The sequence below is a fragment of the Streptomyces sp. NPDC052721 genome (assembly GCF_040678315.1).
Taxonomy (GTDB): domain Bacteria; phylum Actinomycetota; class Actinomycetes; order Streptomycetales; family Streptomycetaceae; genus Streptomyces.
Genome location: NZ_JBFATL010000019.1, coordinates 72706 through 89973 on the forward strand (window position 1 = coordinate 72706; position 17268 = coordinate 89973).

The following is a 17268-nucleotide window of genomic DNA, read 5'->3' on the forward strand; positions in this document are numbered from 1 at the left end:
GGCTCTGTCTGTGCCGGTGGTCATGCCGCCGGCCCTGCCGACGGCCGCGGGCGGGTCAGTCGTCCGAGGGCCCCTCTGGGGGGATGGTGCCGGGTACGTCCCCGGTCCGCGCCAGCAGCTTCGCCTCCACCTCCGGGTCCAGGCCCTTGCGGGTCCGGTCCGGGCGCTGAGGCGCGCTGCCGCCGATCTGCGTCAGCCACCGCCAGGTGTCCGCGACGGTCTCGCCCACCGGCCGGCACACCAGCCCCGTGGCGACCGCCCGCGACACGTCCGCGCGGTGCACGGCGTCGTACATCTCGCCGCCCGGCGGCACCCACACCGGCAGCTCGGTCCACGGCTCGATCCCGGCCTCCAGGATCGGCTCCGGGTCGGTCCAGCGCAGCTCCGCGTCCGCGCCGGTGACCCGCAGGCACGCCCGGAGCAGCTCGCCCATGGTGGTGTGGCCGGGCGGGCTCACCAGGTTGTACGGCCCGGACAGCCCGCGCTCCAGCGCGCCGAGCAGCCACTCGGCGAGGTCGCGCACGTCGACGTACTGCACCGGCAGTTCGCGCGGGCCGGGGGCCAGGACCGGGCCGCCGCGGGCGATCCGGGTCAGCCACCAGGGCAGCCGGCCGACGTTCTCGTACGGGCCGAGGATCAGCCCGGCCCGGACCAGCAGCGAGTCCGCCGCGCCGAAGGCCCCGACGGCGGCCAGTTCGCCGCCGCGCTTGTCCCGCGCGTAGTCCGTCGCCCCGGCGTCCGCGGCGGCGCCCTCCACCAGCGGGGCGTCCTCCGCGCCACCGCGCGGCCAGGGCCAGGCGTACACCGACCGGCTGGAGACGTACGCGTACCGCCCGGCCCGGCCGCGCAGCAGCCGGGCCGCCTCGTGCACCGCACGCGGGGCGGCCGACCAGGTGTCCACCACGGCGTCCCAGCCCTCGCCGCCGTCCGCCGCGAGGGCGGCGAGGCCGTCGGGCGCGGTGCGGTCGCCGTGCGACGACCGTGCCCCGGGCGGGGCTTGGTGCCGTCCCCGGTGGAAGACGGTCACCTCCCAGCCGCGCCCGAGCGCGGCCTCCACCACGGCCCGTCCCACGAACTCCGTTCCGCCCAGCACAAGAAGTCTCATGCCGGGATCGTGCCCGGTCCGGGGCCGTGGCGGCGCGGGGCTCTGCCGAGGGCAGAAGGGTCAGCGGCCGGTCGGCGGGGTGTACTTGTAGCCCACCCGGCGCACCGTCTGGATGGCCTGGCGGTGCTCGGCGCCCAGCTTGCGGCGCAGCCGCGCGATGTGGACGTCGACGGTGCGGCCGTCGCCGACATGGCCGTAGCCCCACACCGTGGTGACCAGCTGGTCGCGGGTGTGCACCCGGTGCGGGTGCGCCACCAGGTGGGCCAGCAGTTCGAACTCCAGGTAGGTGAGGTCGAGTTCGCGGCCGTCGACGCTGGCGGTGCGCCGCACGGGGTCGATCCGCACCAGCGGTCCGGTGCCGGGGTCCGCCTCGGCCTCCGGCTGGTCCGGGACCGCGACCGGCAGGAACGGGGGCCGCTGGTCGGCCGGGACGAGCACCAGGTAGCCGACCATCGGCGGCTGGCCCGGCAGGGTGGGCAGGGCGTGCTGCGGCGCGGGCAGCCAGGTCGCGCCGGGCGGCAGGAAGTCCGCGACGTCCACCACCTCGTCCCGGTCGACGGCGCGCAGCCGGTGCCGGGTGCCGTTCGCGGCGGGGGCGGTCAGGGTGGCGGTGGACAGGGAACGGGAGGTCGCCATGAGAGGTCAGCTCTTTCGCGCGAGGAGTTCGTCGGGAGGTGCGGCGGCCGCGATTCGTGGTCGGGCGCGCCGGAGGACGTACGTCGTTCCGCGCTGGCCGAAGGCCGGGGTGTACGGCTTTAGAGGGCCCGCGCGTTCCTCGCGCGGCAACACACACGGTCGAAGTCGTGGTGCTGACGGGAAGGCCAGAACGGCTCGAGGTCGTGGCGACCCGTCGCGGTGATCTGCTGGAAGCTGGCCATACGCCCATTGAAGCAGAGGCGTGCGCCGGGCAGGAGCCTTCTCTCACTGCTTGGACGCTTCCTTGGCGTGAAATTGACGTTGCGTCCACCTCGAACCCCGGCTTTCCGCCCTGGTCAGCGGCCTGCCTCGGCTCCTCGGTGGCCGGTTTGCCGTCTCACTTCGCGGACAACGGCGGGGTGCGGACGGGGCGCGACGCGTGCGAGGGGCGCCCGCCGTCACGGCGGGCGCCCCTCGGGTGCGGCGGACGGATCAGACCTGGCCGGCCTTCTCCAGCGCGGTGCAGCAGGTGTCCACCAGCAGGCGGGTCACCACGTACGGGTCGACGTTGGCGTTCGGACGGCGGTCCTCGATGTAGCCCTTGCCGTCCTTCTCGACCTGCCACGGGATACGGACCGAGGCGCCGCGGTCGGAGACGCCGTAGGAGAACTTGTCCCAGGGGGCGGTCTCGTGCAGGCCCGTCAACCGCTCGTCGATGCCGGCGCCGTAGCTCTTCACGTGGTCCAGCGGCTTCGAGCCCTCGCCGAGCGACTCGCACGCGGTGATGATGGCGTCGTAGCCCTCGCGCATCGCCTTGGTGGAGAAGTTGGTGTGCGCGCCCGCGCCGTTCCAGTCGCCCTTGACCGGCTTCGGGTCCAGGGTCGCGGAGATGCCGAAGTCCTCGGCGGTGCGGTACAGCAGCCAGCGGGCCACCCACAGCTGGTCGGAGACCTCCAGCGGGGCGAGCGGGCCGACCTGGAACTCCCACTGGCCCGGCATGACCTCGGCGTTGATGCCCGAGATGCCGAGACCGGCCTTCAGGCAGTTCTCCAGGTGGGCCTCGACGATCTCGCGGCCGAAGATCTCGTCGGCGCCGACACCGCAGTAGTAGCCGCCCTGCGGGGCCGGGAAGCCGCCCTCGGGGAAGCCCAGCGGGCGGGAGCCGTCGAAGAAGGTGTACTCCTGCTCGATGCCGAAGATCGGCTCCTGGGCCGCGAACCGCTCGGCTACCTCGGCCAGCGCGGCGCGGGTGTTGGACGGGTGCGGCTTCATGTCGGTGTCCAGCACCTCGCACAGCACCAGGATGTCGTCGCCGCCGCGGATCGGGTCCGGGCAGGTGAAGACCGGCTTGAGCACGCAGTCCGAGGAGTGGCCCTCGGCCTGGTTGGTGGAGGAGCCGTCGAAGCCCCAGATCGGCAGCGCGTCGAGACCGGCCGGAGCACCCGTGATGATCTTCGTCTTGGAACGCAGCTTGGCCGTCGGCTCGGTGCCGTCGATCCAGATGTACTCAGCCTTGAAGGTCACGGGGCCACATCCTTCGGGGGTGGGTCGGGTGCACGGGCGGGTGCTGCGGCGCTGCGGCACCGGTGCGCCGCTCGATCTGCCGGGCAGCCTGTCAACAGGCCGTTTCCCGGCCATTGCTCGTTTGTGAACCCCGTGTTACCTGGTCTTTCTGCGGCTGGGCTCACCTGGTGAGGTCGCGCCGGGTGATGTACGGGCCGCACCCTCCGCTGTGGCGGCGGCCTCCCGTACGCCGGTGAGGAAGCCCCGGATCGCCGCCAGCTGGTGGTCGTCGTAGCCGCGCAGCAGCTCCACCGACCGCTCGATGAGCGGCCCGAAGAAGGCCCAGCCGAGCTCCACCGCCCGCTCCTCCACCTCGATCACGACCCTGCGCCGGTCCCGCTCCCCGCGCACCCGGCGCGCCAGCCCGGCCCGCTCCAGCCGGTCGACGAGCGCGGTCGTACCCGCCGAGTTGAGCCCGAGCACGCCGCCGAGCCGCCCCGCGGTCATCTCCTCGCCCGCGCGCCGCACGTCCATGAGCGCGATCAGGGCGCGTACGTCCGTGGGGTGCATGCCGTTGCGGTGCGCGAACCGGGCGCTGTGCAGGCCGAGTTCGACGGAGGCGGCGCGCAGCAGGTGGACGATCTCCAGCTCGGGCCCCGGGGCGGGGCCGGGCGGGGTGGACACGTGGAGCCTCCCGGCTATCATCTCGCTCGGCGAATATCTTGCTGAGCGAGATGATAGGGGGTGGCGCCATGGCCGGATACGACCGTGCGGCGTACCGGGTTGCGTACGACAAGGTCATGGCGAAGTGGCCGGCCGACCGCGAGGCGCTGACGGTCGCCACGCCCTTCGGAGAGACCCACGTCAACGTCTGCGGCCCGCGCGACGCGCCGCCGCTGCTCCTGCTGCCGGGCGGCGGCGGAGCGACCTCCGCCTCCTGGTACGCGCAGGCCGCCGGACTCGCCCGGATCCGCCGGGTGCACGCCGTGGACCTGCCCGGCGCGCCCGGACTGAGCCGGGCCGGCGACCGCCACCCCCGTACGGTCGCCGACCTGGCCGACTGGCTGGACGCCGTCCTGGACGGCCTCGGCGTCACCGTGACCGACATCGGCGGCCACTCCTACGGCGGCTGGATCGCCCTGCACCACGCGCTGCGCGCGCGTACCCGGGTGCGCCGTCTGTTCCTCCTGGACCCGACCCAGTGCTTCGCCGGGTTCAAGACGGCGTACCTGCTGCACGCGCTGCCGATGCTGCTGCGGCCCGCACCCCGCCGGGTCCGCGCCTTCCTGGAGTGGGAGACCGGGGGAGCGGCGCCGGACCCCGACTGGCTGGCGCTCCAGGAGGCCGCCGCGGGCTTCCCGGCCGCGAAGCCGGTGACCGGCCCCCGGCCGGCGCCGGACGCGCTGCGCGCCCTCGGGGTGCCGGTCCTGCTGCTCGTGGCCGCGAACAGCAGGACCCATGACCCGCATGAGGTGGTGACGCGGGCCGGTGCGCTGCTGCCGCACGTGGAGACGGCCGTGCTGCCGGACGTCTCCCACCACGCGCTGCCGCAGACGGCACCGCCGGCCCTGATCCGCCACCTCACCGGTTTCCTGTCGGCTCCCTGAGCCTCACCCCACCTTCTCGATCACCGCGCGCCGGATGAGGAACTTGCCCGGTTCCCGGACCTGTTCGAAGGCGGCGTTGTTGAGAAGGACACAACTGCCGGAGACGGACGTCACCTTCACCGTGGTGGACTTGTTGTTGTCCAGGTTGGTGACCTTCAGGGTGGTCCCCGCCGGGAACTGGCTGCTGGACGCGGCAGGGGCGCCGCCCTCGCCGGAGAGCGTCACGGTGGAGCCCTTGCAGACCTGCTCACCGGCCGCCTGCTGACCGCCGCCCTGCTGGGCGTCCCCGGCCTGCTGACCGGCGCCCTGCTGGGCACCACCGGCCTGCTGGCCGCCGCCCTGCTGCTGGCCCGCGCCCTGCCCGGCGTCCCCGCCCTGCGCCGCCTGGGAGCCCTGAGCCGACTCCCCAACGGTGCAACCGGACGCCTTCTGCTGGACCTTGATCTGCTCGATGACCGCCTGCCGGTTGGCGATCCGGGCCGCCGACTGCGCGTCCGGTTTGGCCTTCTGGTCCGCGATGAACTTCTCGTTGTTGCCGAGGGCCGTGGCCAGCCCCTGGCAGACGGTCGAGTCCCCGGCGGACAGCGTCTTGGCGTTCTGCGGGCTCTGCGCGGCGTTCGAGGTGGACGCCAGGGCGAAGGCCCCGCCGCCCGCCACCGCCGCGGCGCTGACGAGCAGCGCGAGCTTCTTCTTCGTACCGAGAGTTCTCCTGCGCGACATGCGCGCCTCCTGAAGAGGTAGGGGAGCGTACGCCGCTATGTACGAGATACCGAACGGGGTTACTCAACGGTCACGGGAGTCAGTGAAGTGACCTGCGTCACGCCGGAACTGACCGGTCGTCAGCCCTTGCCGCTGTGGGAGATGGCCTCCCGTACGGCCTCCTCGCTGCGGGCCACCAGTGCCGTACCGTCGTCCGCGGTGATGATCGGGCGCTGGATCAGCTTGGGGTGCTCGGCGAGCGCCGTGATCCACCGGTCCCGCGTGCTCGCGTCCCGCGGCCACTCCTTGAGCCCCAGCTCCTTGGCGACCGGCTCCTGGGTGCGGGTGATGTCCCACGGTTCGAGGTGCAGCCGGTCGAGTACGGCCCTGATCTCGTCGGTGCTCGGCACGTCCTCCAGGTAACGCCGGACGGTGTACTCGGCCCCCTCGGCGTCGAGCAGGCTGATCGCGCTACGGCACTTGGAACAGGCGGGATTGATCCAGATCTCCATGCCGCACACGGTACGCGAAAACCGTTCTGCACCCCCGTCACTGGAGCCCCGAAAACCCTTGTGGCCAGGGGCTTTTGTCAGTGGTGGCCCGTAGAATAGAAGCAGTGTTCGAGGGTGCGCGCCGGACCCCGGTGTGTGCCCTGACCGCGACAGGAGGATGCCTGTGCCCGCTGCCGCCCTGAAGCCGAAGCCGTTGCCGACCCAGTCCACCGCCAAGCGTTCCGTGCTGTTCGACTCGCCCTACGAGCCCGTGGCGAAGCGACCGCTGCCGGCCGGACGGCCGCGCGAGTGGTACGTCACGCACAACCGGCGTCTGAAGGCCATGCGCCTGGCCATAGCCCTGCTCGACTCCGGGGTGTACCTGCCGGACCAGGCCCGGAACGAGACGATCCGCAGCACGGCGGAGCGGATCGGGACGCGCCCGCCGTCCGACACCACGTGCCACATGGTGCGGGCGCTGATGCGGTACTCGCGCTGAGCCGGCCGTGATCCCGGGTGCCCCGCGTCACCGGCGCGGGGCACCCGGCACCGTCACACCGTCAGCTCCCGCTCCAGCGGCGTCCTGAAGCGCGGGGTGATCCGGGCCGCGCCCAGCCAGTCACGCAGGCGTTCCGCCTCCGCCGTGACCTCCGCCGCGGCCTCCCGGCGGACGCCCTCCCCGGGGATCCGCCAGACGATCTCGCCGTCCGCGCGCTGGGCCCAGCCGCCCACCACGCGGCCGTTCCACCACACCGTCGGGCCCACGTTGCCGCTGCGGTCGAAGAGCAGGGGGCGCAGCGCCGGGTCCAGATACCAGTCGCGCTGCTGCCAGGCCATGGCCGTGGGGTCGAGGGCCGGCAGCAGCGCCGCCCAGGGCGCGCCGGGACCCGCCACCGGCTCCGCGTCCCCGGCACCGACGTACCCCGTGCCCTCGTCCAGGGAGACCTCCTCGGCGCCGATCGCCGCCAGCGCGCGGCGGACCTCCCTCACCGGCCAGCCCGTCCACCACTTCAGGTCCGCCTCGGTCGCCGGGCCGCACGCCCGTAGCCAGCGGCGCAGCAGGGCCGCCTGCGCCTCGGCCGCGTCCAGCTCGGGGTGGGGCGGCGCCGGCGCCCAGCGGAACTGGCTGGACGTCCAGGAGCCGAGCGGCCGGCCCCGGACCACCTTGCCCTCCACGCCCAGCACGCGCAGCAGGCGGGTCGAGACCGTGTGGACGCCCTCGTAGCTCTTCCCGGCCGAGTGGACGAACCGCTCGCGCAGACGGGGCTCGTCCGCCGCCAGCTCCGCCGCCGTCGCCTGGCCGCGCCGGGCCAGCGCGGCGAGCGTGGCCTCCTCGACCTCCGCCAGCCAGGCCGCGTCCGGGGCGCCCGCGCTCGCCATGTCCCGCAGCAGGGCCGCGCGCTCCCGGGCGGCCACCGTGAGGCCCGTCGAGGCGTGGACGACGGCCGTCAGGTCCGCCGGGAACACGAACACCGTGTGGCGCATGCCGTGCATCCGCACCAGCGTGCGGTCCTCGTACAACGCCCGCTCCGTCTCCGGCACCGCCTTCGCGGGGTCGGTCAGCCGGGCGGCCACCGCCAGGTGCACGGTCGCCGGGTCCGAGCCGTGCAGGGCGGTCAGCGAGGCCGCGACCTCCTCGGGCGTCGCCGCCCGTGCCGTCCCGGCCAGCCGATGCCGCACGGCCAGCCGGGCCCGCCGCTCCGCCACGCCGATGTACCGCCGTTCCTCCGCCATGCCGGCCTCCCCTTCGGCTCATGATGCGTTGTCGCCATGGTCGCCGGTGCCACTGACAATGCGCGCGGGGGAGCGAGGCCCGGTCGTCCGGTGCGCGTCGTCGAGGCTGGTCGCGCCCACGCGGTGGAGCCGCGTGCCGATACCGCCCCACGCCCCTCGGGGCGCCGCACCCGAGACCCAGCACATGGCCGGCGTCGGGGAGTTCGACCGTCGGCGGGACGACCGTGTCCGGGCCCGGGACCGCCGGCACCCGGAAAACGGGGTGCACCGGCCGTCACGGCCTCCCTACGCTGAGCAAACGGAAGCAATCCCCTCGACTCACCCCACGGAGGTCCGTCATGCGTGGCATTCTCGCGACCGGGACCGTCGTCCTGGTGATCCTCGGAAGCGGGAACCATCTCTGGTGGCTCGCCGCCGTCGCCCTGCTGTATCTGTACGCGACGCACGGCCGTGGCTCGCCCCGCACCACCCCGCAGGCCGGCACCGGCGCCCTGCCCGACAGCTACCGGGCGTACCGGGACCGCCGGGACCGGCAGGCCAAGTGGGAGCGCCGCTACCGCCGTGAGCGGCCCTTGGAGGCCCGGCGGCAGGAGCGGGAGAAGAGCAGGAAGTGAGCGGGGGCGCCCCCGGCCGTCAGAGGCCGGGGGCGCCCCACACCGGGAACCAGCGGCCGAGGTCCTGCTCGATCCGCAGGTCGTTCCCGAGCGTGGCCTTCAGCTGGAGTTCCAGCGCGGTGTCCCGCCGCTCGGCGGCGCCGGGCAGCGGGGCGAACGGATAGAACGTGCCGCGCTTGTAGAGGTAGACGAGCGCCAGCTTCCGGCCGGTGCCGTCCGTGAACCCGGCCAGCGAGCACAGCAGCTGCGGGCCGAAGCCGTTGACCTCCAGCGAACTGTTCACCGCGTGCAGATCGTTGACCAGCTCGGGCAGCTGGCCGGGGGAGCGCTGGGACATCAGCCAGGAGTAGCCGTAGGCGTCCCGGCGCAGCTCCACCGGCGGACCGGTCCGGCCGGTGTCCGCGTCCAGCAGCGCCTGCACCTCACGGTGCGTCTGCTCGAAGGCCGCGCCCTCCACCGTGGCGAAGCACACCGCCCCGCCCCCGGTCGGGGTGAAACCCGCCGCCGCCTCCAGCGTCACGGCCGCCGACGGCAGCGCGAACAGCCGGTCGAGATCGGGCGCGACCGGCTTCGTACGGCCCAGCAGGATGTCCAGCAGCCCCACCGGTCAGCCCGCCTTCCCCGGGGTGGCGGCCTCGCCCAGCTCCGCCGAGATCCGGCCCAGCTGCTCCAGCCGCTGCTCCAGGGTCGGGTGCGTGGAGAAGAACCGCTCGATGCCGGGCTCCCGGCCGGTCGCCGGGGTGAAGTAGAACGCGTTGAACGCCTGCGCCGTGCGCAGATCCTTGGTGGGGATCCGCGCGATCTCCCCGGAGACCTTGGTGAGCGCCGCCGCCAGCGCCGAGGGCCGGCCGGTCAGGTGTGCCGCGGCGCGGTCGGCCGCCAGCTCCCGGTACCGGGACAGCGAACGGATCAGCAGGAAGCTGATCGCGTACACGGCCGCCGAGACGCCCAGGACCGCGGCGAAGACGGCGGCGGTGTTCTGGTCCCGGCGGCCCGAGCCGAAGACCTGGGAGTAGAAGGCGAACCGCACGATCAGGCCCGCGAGCACCCCGAGGAACGACGCGATCGTGATCACGGCGACGTCCTTGTGCCGCACGTGCGACAGCTCGTGCGCGAGCACGCCCTCCAGCTCCGCCGGTTCCAGCCGGCGCAACAGCCCGGTGGTCACACAGACGACCGCGTGCTCGGGGCTGCGCCCGGTCGCGAACGCGTTCGGCATGTCCATCTGGGACACGGCGACCACCGGCTTGGGCAGGTCCGCGATCGCACACAGCCGGTCGACCACGGCGTGCAGCCCGGGATACTCCTCCCGCTCCACGACCCGCCCGCGCATGGCGAACATCGCGATCCGGTCGGAGAACCAGAACTGCGCCACGAACAGCGCCCCGATCAGGACGGCCACCAGCACCCAGGACTTCAGCAGCACGATCAGCGCTGCGACGAAGCCCACGTACAGCAGCCCGAGCAGGAACAGCGTGAGACCCATGCGCACGGTCAGCCGCCGATCGCTCCGGAACCGGCTCTGCATCTTGCATCACCCCGCAGTCAGGCACTCGTCCCGCTGTCCAGTGTGCACCTGCCGATTCCCATGAAGTGGTCCGGAACCGCCCTGGGCGGGGCAAAGGGTCAGTACGGAGAGCGCATCTGCGCGTACCCCAGCAGCACGATGACCACGGCGACGCAGCCGAGCACCACGGCGGTCGAGACCCAGGAGGACCGGCGCGGCGCCGGATCCGGGTCCGCGCGGAAGGGCGCCGGTTCCGGCGGGTTCTCCTTCCAGCGGGCGGCGAGCATCCGGGCCCGGGCGGAGGGCTCCTTGTGCTCGGCGGAGTTCGCCCAGGTGTGATCGAACTCGCGCTCCCAGTCGTTCTGTTCCGGCATCCCCGTTCAACCTCTCTCGTCCGACACGGTCCGGAGGGATGATCTCCCGACAATAGGAAGCCTGGGAAGCGGGAAAGGTTGCACGGACGCGCAAGCCGGTCAGCCGGAGCGGCGGAAGCGGCTCCGGTACTCCGTGGGTGTCGTGTCGAGCTTGCGGCGGAACGCCCGGATCAGCGTGTCGACCGAACCGAAGCCGCACGAGGAGGCTACGCGGTCCAGGGTGTCGTCCGTGGTTTCGAGCCGGTTCCGGGCCGCCTCGACGCGGGCCGCCTCGATGTAGGCGGCCGGGGTCATGCCGAGTTCCGCCTTGAAGATCCGGGCGAGCTGGCGTTCGCTGACGTGGGCGTGCCGGGCCAGGTCGGCGAGGGTCAGCGGCCCGGCGAGGTGCTCGGCGACGACATGGCGCAGCCCGGCCATGCGCGGGGTGGCCGAGACGGGCTCGACGGGCACGCTGAACTGGCTCTGCCCGCCCGGCCGTTTCAGGTACATGACCAGCTGCCGGGCGACCCGCAGGGCGACGGCCTCCCCGAAGTCCTCGGCGACCAGCGCGAGGGACAGGTCCAGGCAGGCGGTGATGCCCGCGCCGGTCCACACCCCGCCGTCGCGGATGAAGATCGGGTCGGCGTCGACCTCGACGGCGGGATGCTCCTCGGCGAGCTGCTGGGCGGTCGACCAGTGGGTGGTGGCGCGCCTGCCGTCCAGCAGACCGGCGGCGGCGAGCAGATGGGCGCCCACGCAGACGGACGCCACGCGACGGCTGCGGCCGGCGAGCGTCCGCACCCAGGCGACGACGGCGGGGTCGGTCAGGGCGCGCACCCGCCGCTCCTCGTCGACCCCGACCGAGCCGGGCACCAGCAGGGTGTCGACGGCCCTGCGGGAGGCCTCCGCGAAGGTCAGATCGGGCAGCACCCGCACCCCGGCGGCGGTGGTGACGGGATCCATGGCCTCGGCGGCCAGGACCACCTCGTAGCCGGTCTCCTCCCCGGTCTCCCGCCGGAGCAGGGCGAACACCTCCGGCGGGCCGGTGACGTCCAGCAGGTCGACGCCGTCGAACAACATGATCACGATGAACCGCCGGCCCACGCTCACACCCTCCCCCTCCGGATGTCCGGATCCGCAAGTTACCTGACATTGCTGCCATGCGGGGCCGGCTCCTAGCGTGATCGCCGTACCCACCACACCACCGAGGAGAGGGCGGTCATGCCCACCACGACGTTGCGCGAACTGAACGGCCTCGACCAGACCCCGGCCACGCTCGCCGGCTCCACGCTGATCCTGGTCGACTACCAGAACACCTACACGCGGGGCGTCATGGAGCTGGCGGGCTGGGACGCCGCCCTCGACGCCGGGGCCGGACTGCTGGCGAAGGCGCGGGCCGCGGGCACCCGGGTGATCCACGTCGTCCACGACGGCGGCCCGGGCACCCCGTACGACATCCGTGCCGAGATCGGTCACATCCACCCCCGGGTCGCCCCCGCCGACGGCGAAGCAGTCGTCGTCAAGACCGCCCCCGACGCGTTCCACGGCACCGACCTCGCCGAGCACGTGGACGCCGCCGGCCACAAGGACGTCCTGATCGCCGGCTTCATGACCCACATGTGCGTCCTGTTCACCGCCCAGGGCGCGTTCCTGCGCGGCAACCACCCCACCGTGGTGGCCGACGCCTGCGCGACCCGCCCGCTGCGCACGCCGCCGGCCGAGGTGACCGCGGACCAGCTCCACCACAGCGCCCTCGCCACCGTCGCCGACCTCTACGGCGTGGTCGTACCGTCGGCGTCCGCGCTGACCTGAGCCCGCGAACACCGAGGCCCCGCCGTTCCCGGGGGAGCGGCGGGGCCTCGGTCAGCGCTTCGGGGCGTCTTCCGATGCAGATACTGCTGCCGCTACTACTGCCGCGAACGTCGTCCGGACCGCGTGGCACGCGGGCAGAATGACCGCATGCCGGAGATCACCGCCGAGTCGCTGACCTGGGCGATCCAGAAGGCAGGCGAGTCCTTCGCCACGAACGAGTTGGCCTACCTCGCCCTCACGTCGAAGCCTGAGCACCCAGTCCGGGACCGTATGGCCTGGATCTTGCACAACGGTCTGCCCGGTTGCATAGCGGCCCGCGAGTGGAGCCCCAACGGCGACCGGGCTCGAAGCGACCTCGCCGTCCTCGATGCGAGCAGTCACAAGCCCTCGGCGGTGGTGGAACTGAAAGCCGCCTACACCTTCGACTTCGCGCACGACGGGCAACGGGCGGTCGACAAGTACGTGCGGATGGTGGGCAGCGACCTGCGTAAGGGCAGTGCCGTCGGAGGCAGTGGAACGCGAATCTTCAGTCTTCTGCTGCTGACTCATCCGATGAGTGCTCCCGTGCAGCCCACACCAGTGGTCAAGTACGGTCCCGAAATAGCCCGTTCCCTGTGCGAGCGCAGTGCTGCGGACCTGGCTCACGCCGCACGTGAGACTGCGGTCAGCCGTCTGAGCGAGATGGGTTCTGTAAGCGAGGGAACGCTTCGCGCGGGTACAGCCTTCGGCGTAGAGGTGGCCATCAAGTACTTCCTCGTCTCAGCGGACTAGAGGCGCCTGTCAAGTCGGCCTCGTCCGACGGCGAAAACCGTACGTGGACAAAAGACCAAGGCCCCGTCACTTACCGTAGTAAGCGGCGAGGCCTCGATGTGTCTGACGCCATATGGACGATCAGAATCCGGCAGCCGCACACGCGTTGCGCGTGCGGCTGCCGGACGTCGACCGACGTCCACGGCTGTTCGCGGCTGTTTCCGCAAGTCAGGGGGGCGATTCGGCGATCACTGACACAGGTCGGATTTTCACCGAATCACCCCGCCTGTCACACGTCGAAGTACAGCTCGAACTCGTGCGGGTGCGGGCGCAGCTGGAGCGGGGCGATCTCGTTGGTGCGCTTGAAGTCGATCCACGTCTCGATCAGGTCGGACGTGAACACGTCGCCCTGGAGGAGGAACTCGTGATCGGCCTCCAGCGCGTCGAGGACGGCGTTCAGCGAGGTCGGGACCTGGGCGACGTTCGCGTGCTCCTCGGGAGCCAGCTCGTACAGGTCCTTGTCGATCGGCTCGGCCGGCTCGATCTTGTTCTTGATGCCGTCCAGGCCCGCGAGGAGCAGGGCCGAGAAGGCCAGGTACGGGTTGCCGGAGGAGTCGGGCGCGCGGAACTCGACGCGCTTGGCCTTCGGGTTGGAGCCCGTGATCGGGATACGCATCGCGGCGGAGCGGTTGCGCTGCGAGTACACCAGGTTGATCGGCGCCTCGAAGCCCGGCACCAGACGGTGGTACGAGTTCACCGTCGGGTTGGTGAAGGCCAGCAGCGACGGGGCGTGCTTGAGGATGCCGCCGATGTAGTAGCGGGCGGTGTCCGACAGGCCCGCGTAACCGGCCTCGTCGTAGAACAGCGGGTCGCCGTTGCTCCACAGCGACTGGTGCACGTGCATGCCCGAGCCGTTGTCACCGAAGATCGGCTTCGGCATGAAGGTCGCGGTCTTGCCGTTGCGCCAGGCGACGTTCTTGACGATGTACTTGAAGAGCTGCAGGTCGTCGGCGGCGGCGAGCAGGGTGTTGAACTTGTAGTTGATCTCCGCCTGGCCGGCCGTGCCCACCTCGTGGTGCTGGCGCTCGACCTTCAGGCCGGACCGCTCCAGCTCCAGGGAGATCTCGGCGCGCAGGTCGGCGAAGTGGTCGACCGGGGCCACCGGGAAGTAGCCGCCCTTGTAGCGGACCTTGTAACCGCGGTTGTTCTCCACCGCACCGGTGTTCCAGGCGCCCGCCTCGGAGTCGATGTGGTAGAAGGACTCGTTCGCCGAGGTGGCGAAACGGACGCTGTCGAAGACGTAGAACTCGGCCTCGGGACCGAAGTACGCGGTGTCCGCGATCCCGGTCGACGCCAGGTACGCCTCCGCCTTCTTCGCCACGTTGCGCGGGTCACGGGAGTACTGCTCGCCCGTGATCGGGTCGTGGATGAAGAAGTTGATGTTGAGGGTCTTGTCGCGGCGGAACGGGTCCACACGGGCGGTGGACAGGTCGGCACGCAGAGCCATGTCGGACTCGTGGATGGCCTGGAAACCACGGATCGACGATCCGTCGAAGGCCAGCTCCTCGTCCGGGTCGAACGCCTCAACGGGCACCGTGAAGTGCTGCATGACGCCCGGCAGGTCGCAGAAGCGGACGTCGACGAACTTGACGTCCTCGTCCGCGATGAACTTCTTGGCCTCGTCGGCGTTCTGGAACATCCAGCTCCTCCTACTCCCGACCGTCCTCGCCGGGGTGGTAGATCGTTCGTGCGGCCAGTGCGGTGGCACACGCTGGTCTCGACCCTAGGGACGGGTGATTTCTCGGGCGTGACCCATTTGTTTCGCAGAAGTTAACCGGCCACGTGTCCACCGTAGCCCCGACGCACCCCTGTGCGTAGTGCCCGAAACCGGGCACAGTACCGTGGAGGCGTGGACAACAGGCAGGCAATCGGATCGTGGCTCTCCGGGCCGCGCGCGGCCATGGAAGAGGCGGGCGCCGACTTCGGATACCGGGGCGAACAGCTCGGTCTCCCGGAGCACGGGCCGAACTCGATCGCACGGCCCGGACGGCGCCTCGGCGCACTCGCCGTGGACTGGGCGCTGTGCGTCCTGATCGCATACGGCCTGATCACGGACGGCTACCGCGCCCCCGCCACGAGCAACTGGGCGCTCGCCGTCTTCTTCGTCCTGAGCGTCCTGACCGTCGGCACGGTCGGCTTCACCCCCGGAAAGCGCCTCTTCGGCATCCGGGTCGTGGCCCTCCGGACGGGCACGGTCCACCCGGGGCGCGCCCTGCTGCGCACCGTCCTGCTGTGCCTCGCGATCCCCGCCCTGATCTGGGACCGCGACGGCCGCGGCCTGCACGACCGGCTCGCGAAGACGGTCGAGGTACGCGTCTGACCGCGCGACCCCGGTGACCGCCGGCCACCGGGACCAGCCCCGCGCTCACCCCGTCCGCAGCACCGCCGCCAGTGCCTCCCGAGCGGTGCGCCGCGGTGGCTCTGGGCCGTGTGCCGGGTGCAGCTCGGCCGTGGCTGGTCGCGCCCCCGTGCCGGGGCGGCATCGGGACACGGCCCCGCGCCCGGCCACAGCGCCGGCCGCCGGCGGGAGCGTCCGGCGCCGTGCCTGGCAGTCACCCCCTCCGCTGCACCCGCCGTGTGCCGGGTGCAGCTCGGTCGTGGCTGGTCGCGCCCCCGTGCCGGGGCGGCATCGGGACACGGCCCCGCGCCCGGCCACAGCGCCGGGCGCCGGCGGGAGCGTCCGGCGCCGTGCCCGGCAGTCACCCCCTCCGCAGCACCGCCCCCAGCACCCGCCGCAGCTCCGCCTCCGGATCGCTCGCGGCGGCCGTCGTGCGCCAGGCCACGAAGCCGTCCGGGCGTACCAGCACCGCGCCGTCCGCCGTCGTGCCGTGGAGGGCCGCCCAGTCGGTGCCGCCTCCGGGGCCGTCCCCGTCGTAGGTGAGGTCGGCGTCCGCGCCCGCGCCGATCCGGTACGCCTCCAGTCGTACGCCGTCCGTGCGGGCGATCTGCCGGGCGGCGGCGTGCCAGGCCCCGCCCGCGGCCGACCCGGCGTCGCAGAGCAGCACCAGTGACCGCTCGTAGAGGTCGATCGTGGACAGCCGGTCGCCCGCGCGGCGCAGCCACAGGTGCGGGGCCCGGCTGCCCGGGTCCGCGGTCAGCCGCACCCCGTCGGGTACGACCGGCTGGGCGGGGTCGGCGCCGATGACGGCGCCCTCCAGGTAGCGGTAGGCGAGGACCACGGGGAGGATGCCGCTGCGCGGGCCGCCGCCGACGCCGGGCGTGGGTGCGAAGCCGGGGTGGCTGTGCTCCACCGAGCGGGCGGAGGCGCGGGCGCTGGTCGCCAGCGCGACGGGCCGGCGCTCGGTGTCGTAGGTCTCCAGCAGGCCGGGCCCGGCCCAGCCGCCGAGGACGGCGGACAGCTTCCAGGCCAGGTTGTGGGCGTCCTGGATGCCGGTGTTGGAGCCGAAGGCGCCGGTCGGGGACATCTCGTGGGCGGAGTCGCCGGCCAGCAGCACCCGGCCCGCCGTGTAGCGTTCGGCGACGCGTTCGGCGGCACGCCAGGACGCCTTGCCGGTGATCTCGACGTCCAGGTCGGGGACGCCGACGGCCAGCCGGATGTGCCGCTGCAGCCGCTCCTCGGTGAACTCCTCCAGCGTCTCGCCCTGCTCCGGGTGCCAGGGCGCGTGGAAGACCCAGTGTTCCTTGTTGTCGACCGGCAGCAGGGCGCCGTCGGCCTCCGGGTTGGTGAGGTAGCAGCAGATGAAGTGCCGGTCGCCGACCGTCTCGGCGAGCAGCTTGGACCGGAAGGTGACGCTCACGTTCGCGAAGAGGTCGCCGGGGCCGCTCTGCCCGATGCCGAGCCGCCGCCGGACGGGGCTGCGCGGGCCGTCGCACGCGACCAGGTAGTCCGCGCGGACCCTGTACAGCTCGTCGCTGTCCCGGTCCCGGACCAACGCCGTCACTCCTTCGGGGTCCTGCTCGAAGCCCTCCAACTCGTGGAAGTACCGCAGGTCCCCGCCGAGCGCGCGGGCTCCCTTCAGCAGCACCGGCTCCAGGTCGTTCTGGCTGCACAGGCACCAGGTCGTGGGACTGAACTTCGCCAGCCCGCCGCCCGGGTCGATGTGCTTGAACAGCCATTCGCCGGCGTCGCCGACCAGGGTCGGGGTCTGCAGGATGCCGTGGTTGGCCGCGAGGAGCGAGGCCGCCGCCTTGATGTCCGGCTCGATGCCGGCCACCCGGTACAGCTCCATCGTCCGCAGGTTGTTGCCGCGGCCACGCGGGTGGATCGAGGTCCCGGAGTGCCGCTCGACGAGCATGTGGGGTACGCCGAGACGGCCCAGGAACAGGGAGAGGGACAGGCCCACCAGCGAACCGCCCACGACGAGGACGGGCACCTGGTGATCGGCTTTCTGCTGCATCAAGGCTCCAGAGGCAGGGTCGGGGTGTGAGGCGCGTTG

19 protein-coding genes are annotated in these 17268 nt (G+C 72.3%); 6 read left to right on the forward strand and 13 right to left on the reverse strand.

Annotated elements, in window-relative coordinates; translation table 11 throughout:
* Nucleotides 1-55: 55 nt before the first annotated feature.
* The 4 genes from AB0L21_RS19735 to AB0L21_RS19750 all read right to left on the reverse strand — a co-directional run bounded on the left by AB0L21_RS19735 (nucleotide 56) and on the right by AB0L21_RS19750 (nucleotide 3928).
* Nucleotides 56-1105, reverse strand: a complete 1050-nt coding sequence (locus tag AB0L21_RS19735) for an NAD-dependent epimerase/dehydratase family protein (protein WP_365698548.1) — start codon at nucleotides 1103-1105, stop codon at nucleotides 56-58.
* 60 nt (nucleotides 1106-1165) lie between these two features.
* Nucleotides 1166-1741 (reverse strand): winged helix-turn-helix domain-containing protein, encoded by a 576-nt coding sequence (locus AB0L21_RS19740; RefSeq protein WP_365698549.1) that lies wholly within the window; start codon nucleotides 1739-1741, stop codon nucleotides 1166-1168.
* A 492-nt stretch (nucleotides 1742-2233) separates the two neighbouring features.
* Entirely contained in the window at nucleotides 2234-3265 is a 1032-nt protein-coding gene (glnII, locus tag AB0L21_RS19745; RefSeq protein WP_365785358.1) for a glutamine synthetase, read from the reverse strand.
* A gap of 135 nt (nucleotides 3266-3400) precedes the next feature.
* A complete protein-coding gene (locus AB0L21_RS19750; protein ID WP_365785359.1) occupies nucleotides 3401-3928 on the reverse strand; it encodes a MarR family transcriptional regulator in 528 nt (175 codons plus the stop codon).
* Nucleotides 3929-3996: 68 nt separating this feature from the next.
* Between AB0L21_RS19750 and AB0L21_RS19755 the strand changes: the two genes are divergently transcribed.
* A complete protein-coding gene (locus AB0L21_RS19755) occupies nucleotides 3997-4851 on the forward strand; it encodes an alpha/beta fold hydrolase (RefSeq protein WP_365785361.1) in 855 nt (284 codons plus the stop codon).
* 3 nt (nucleotides 4852-4854) lie between these two features.
* Here the strand turns inward: AB0L21_RS19755 and AB0L21_RS19760 are convergent, their stop codons facing one another.
* A complete protein-coding gene (locus tag AB0L21_RS19760; protein WP_365785363.1) occupies nucleotides 4855-5571 on the reverse strand; it encodes a hypothetical protein in 717 nt (238 codons plus the stop codon).
* Nucleotides 5572-5690: 119 nt separating this feature from the next.
* Nucleotides 5691-6062, reverse strand: coding sequence for an arsenate reductase family protein (locus AB0L21_RS19765; protein WP_365785365.1), 372 nt, complete (start codon nucleotides 6060-6062; stop codon nucleotides 5691-5693).
* A 163-nt stretch (nucleotides 6063-6225) separates the two neighbouring features.
* Here AB0L21_RS19765 and AB0L21_RS19770 point away from each other — a divergent pair, with 163 nt between their 5' ends.
* Nucleotides 6226-6540 (forward strand): hypothetical protein, encoded by a 315-nt coding sequence (locus tag AB0L21_RS19770; RefSeq protein ID WP_365785367.1) that lies wholly within the window; start codon nucleotides 6226-6228, stop codon nucleotides 6538-6540.
* Between the two features lie 53 nt (nucleotides 6541-6593).
* On the opposite strand, the gene AB0L21_RS19775 is transcribed toward AB0L21_RS19770, so the two are convergent.
* Nucleotides 6594-7775 carry a winged helix DNA-binding domain-containing protein gene (locus tag AB0L21_RS19775; RefSeq protein WP_365698556.1) on the reverse strand — a complete coding sequence of 394 codons (1182 nt, stop codon included), beginning with the start codon at nucleotides 7773-7775 and terminating at the stop codon, nucleotides 6594-6596.
* Nucleotides 7776-8113: 338 nt separating this feature from the next.
* Between AB0L21_RS19775 and AB0L21_RS19780 the strand changes: the two genes are divergently transcribed.
* A complete protein-coding gene (locus tag AB0L21_RS19780; protein ID WP_365785369.1) occupies nucleotides 8114-8389 on the forward strand; it encodes a hypothetical protein in 276 nt (91 codons plus the stop codon).
* Between the two features lie 19 nt (nucleotides 8390-8408).
* Here AB0L21_RS19780 and AB0L21_RS19785 read toward each other — a convergent pair whose 3' ends face one another.
* The 4 genes from AB0L21_RS19785 to AB0L21_RS19800 form a co-directional block, all read right to left on the reverse strand.
* Nucleotides 8409-8993, reverse strand: coding sequence for a hypothetical protein (locus tag AB0L21_RS19785; RefSeq protein ID WP_365698558.1), 585 nt, complete (start codon nucleotides 8991-8993; stop codon nucleotides 8409-8411).
* Between the two features lie 3 nt (nucleotides 8994-8996).
* Nucleotides 8997-9917 (reverse strand): zinc metalloprotease HtpX, encoded by a 921-nt coding sequence (gene htpX, locus AB0L21_RS19790; protein ID WP_365698559.1) that lies wholly within the window; start codon nucleotides 9915-9917, stop codon nucleotides 8997-8999.
* Nucleotides 9918-10015: 98 nt separating this feature from the next.
* Nucleotides 10016-10270, reverse strand: a complete 255-nt coding sequence (locus tag AB0L21_RS19795) for a hypothetical protein (RefSeq protein ID WP_365698560.1) — start codon at nucleotides 10268-10270, stop codon at nucleotides 10016-10018.
* 99 nt (nucleotides 10271-10369) lie between these two features.
* A complete protein-coding gene (locus tag AB0L21_RS19800; RefSeq protein ID WP_365785371.1) occupies nucleotides 10370-11359 on the reverse strand; it encodes a DJ-1/PfpI family protein in 990 nt (329 codons plus the stop codon).
* Nucleotides 11360-11470: 111 nt separating this feature from the next.
* Between AB0L21_RS19800 and AB0L21_RS19805 the strand changes: the two genes are divergently transcribed.
* Together AB0L21_RS19805 and AB0L21_RS19810 are read left to right on the forward strand one after the other, a co-directional pair.
* Nucleotides 11471-12061: a cysteine hydrolase family protein gene (locus AB0L21_RS19805; RefSeq protein WP_365785372.1), complete on the forward strand. Its 591-nt coding sequence runs from the start codon at nucleotides 11471-11473 to the stop codon at nucleotides 12059-12061.
* Between the two features lie 147 nt (nucleotides 12062-12208).
* Nucleotides 12209-12832 (forward strand): hypothetical protein, encoded by a 624-nt coding sequence (locus AB0L21_RS19810; RefSeq protein ID WP_365785374.1) that lies wholly within the window; start codon nucleotides 12209-12211, stop codon nucleotides 12830-12832.
* Nucleotides 12833-13100: 268 nt separating this feature from the next.
* On the opposite strand, the gene glnA is transcribed toward AB0L21_RS19810, so the two are convergent.
* Nucleotides 13101-14510: a type I glutamate--ammonia ligase gene (gene glnA, locus AB0L21_RS19815; RefSeq protein WP_361482329.1), complete on the reverse strand. Its 1410-nt coding sequence runs from the start codon at nucleotides 14508-14510 to the stop codon at nucleotides 13101-13103.
* Between the two features lie 210 nt (nucleotides 14511-14720).
* Between glnA and AB0L21_RS19820 the strand changes: the two genes are divergently transcribed.
* Nucleotides 14721-15191, forward strand: a complete 471-nt coding sequence (locus AB0L21_RS19820; RefSeq protein ID WP_365785376.1) for an RDD family protein — start codon at nucleotides 14721-14723, stop codon at nucleotides 15189-15191.
* 379 nt (nucleotides 15192-15570) lie between these two features.
* Here AB0L21_RS19820 and AB0L21_RS19825 read toward each other — a convergent pair whose 3' ends face one another.
* Nucleotides 15571-17229: an FAD-dependent monooxygenase gene (locus AB0L21_RS19825; RefSeq protein ID WP_365698565.1), complete on the reverse strand. Its 1659-nt coding sequence runs from the start codon at nucleotides 17227-17229 to the stop codon at nucleotides 15571-15573.
* Between the last annotated feature and the right edge of the window lie 39 nt (nucleotides 17230-17268).

Excerpts from the sequence above, each read along its gene's own strand:
- AB0L21_RS19755 (WP_365785361.1), top strand. The coding sequence starts at position 3,997 with ATGGCCGGATACGACCGTGCGGCGTACCGGGTTGCGTACGACAAGGTC.
- AB0L21_RS19740 (WP_365698549.1), bottom strand. The coding sequence starts at position 1,741 with ATGGCGACCTCCCGTTCCCTGTCCACCGCCACCCTGACCGCCCCCGCC.
- AB0L21_RS19735 (WP_365698548.1), bottom strand. The coding sequence starts at position 1,105 with ATGAGACTTCTTGTGCTGGGCGGAACGGAGTTCGTGGGACGGGCCGTG.
- AB0L21_RS19805 (WP_365785372.1), top strand. The coding sequence starts at position 11,471 with ATGCCCACCACGACGTTGCGCGAACTGAACGGCCTCGACCAGACCCCG.
- AB0L21_RS19780 (WP_365785369.1), top strand. The coding sequence starts at position 8,114 with ATGCGTGGCATTCTCGCGACCGGGACCGTCGTCCTGGTGATCCTCGGA.
- glnA (WP_361482329.1), bottom strand. The coding sequence starts at position 14,510 with ATGTTCCAGAACGCCGACGAGGCCAAGAAGTTCATCGCGGACGAGGAC.
- AB0L21_RS19795 (WP_365698560.1), bottom strand. The coding sequence starts at position 10,270 with ATGCCGGAACAGAACGACTGGGAGCGCGAGTTCGATCACACCTGGGCG.
- AB0L21_RS19810 (WP_365785374.1), top strand. The coding sequence starts at position 12,209 with ATGCCGGAGATCACCGCCGAGTCGCTGACCTGGGCGATCCAGAAGGCA.
- AB0L21_RS19760 (WP_365785363.1), bottom strand. The coding sequence starts at position 5,571 with ATGTCGCGCAGGAGAACTCTCGGTACGAAGAAGAAGCTCGCGCTGCTC.
- AB0L21_RS19825 (WP_365698565.1), bottom strand. The coding sequence starts at position 17,229 with ATGCAGCAGAAAGCCGATCACCAGGTGCCCGTCCTCGTCGTGGGCGGT.
- htpX (WP_365698559.1), bottom strand. The coding sequence starts at position 9,917 with ATGCAGAGCCGGTTCCGGAGCGATCGGCGGCTGACCGTGCGCATGGGT.
- AB0L21_RS19765 (WP_365785365.1), bottom strand. The coding sequence starts at position 6,062 with ATGGAGATCTGGATCAATCCCGCCTGTTCCAAGTGCCGTAGCGCGATC.
- AB0L21_RS19775 (WP_365698556.1), bottom strand. The coding sequence starts at position 7,775 with ATGGCGGAGGAACGGCGGTACATCGGCGTGGCGGAGCGGCGGGCCCGG.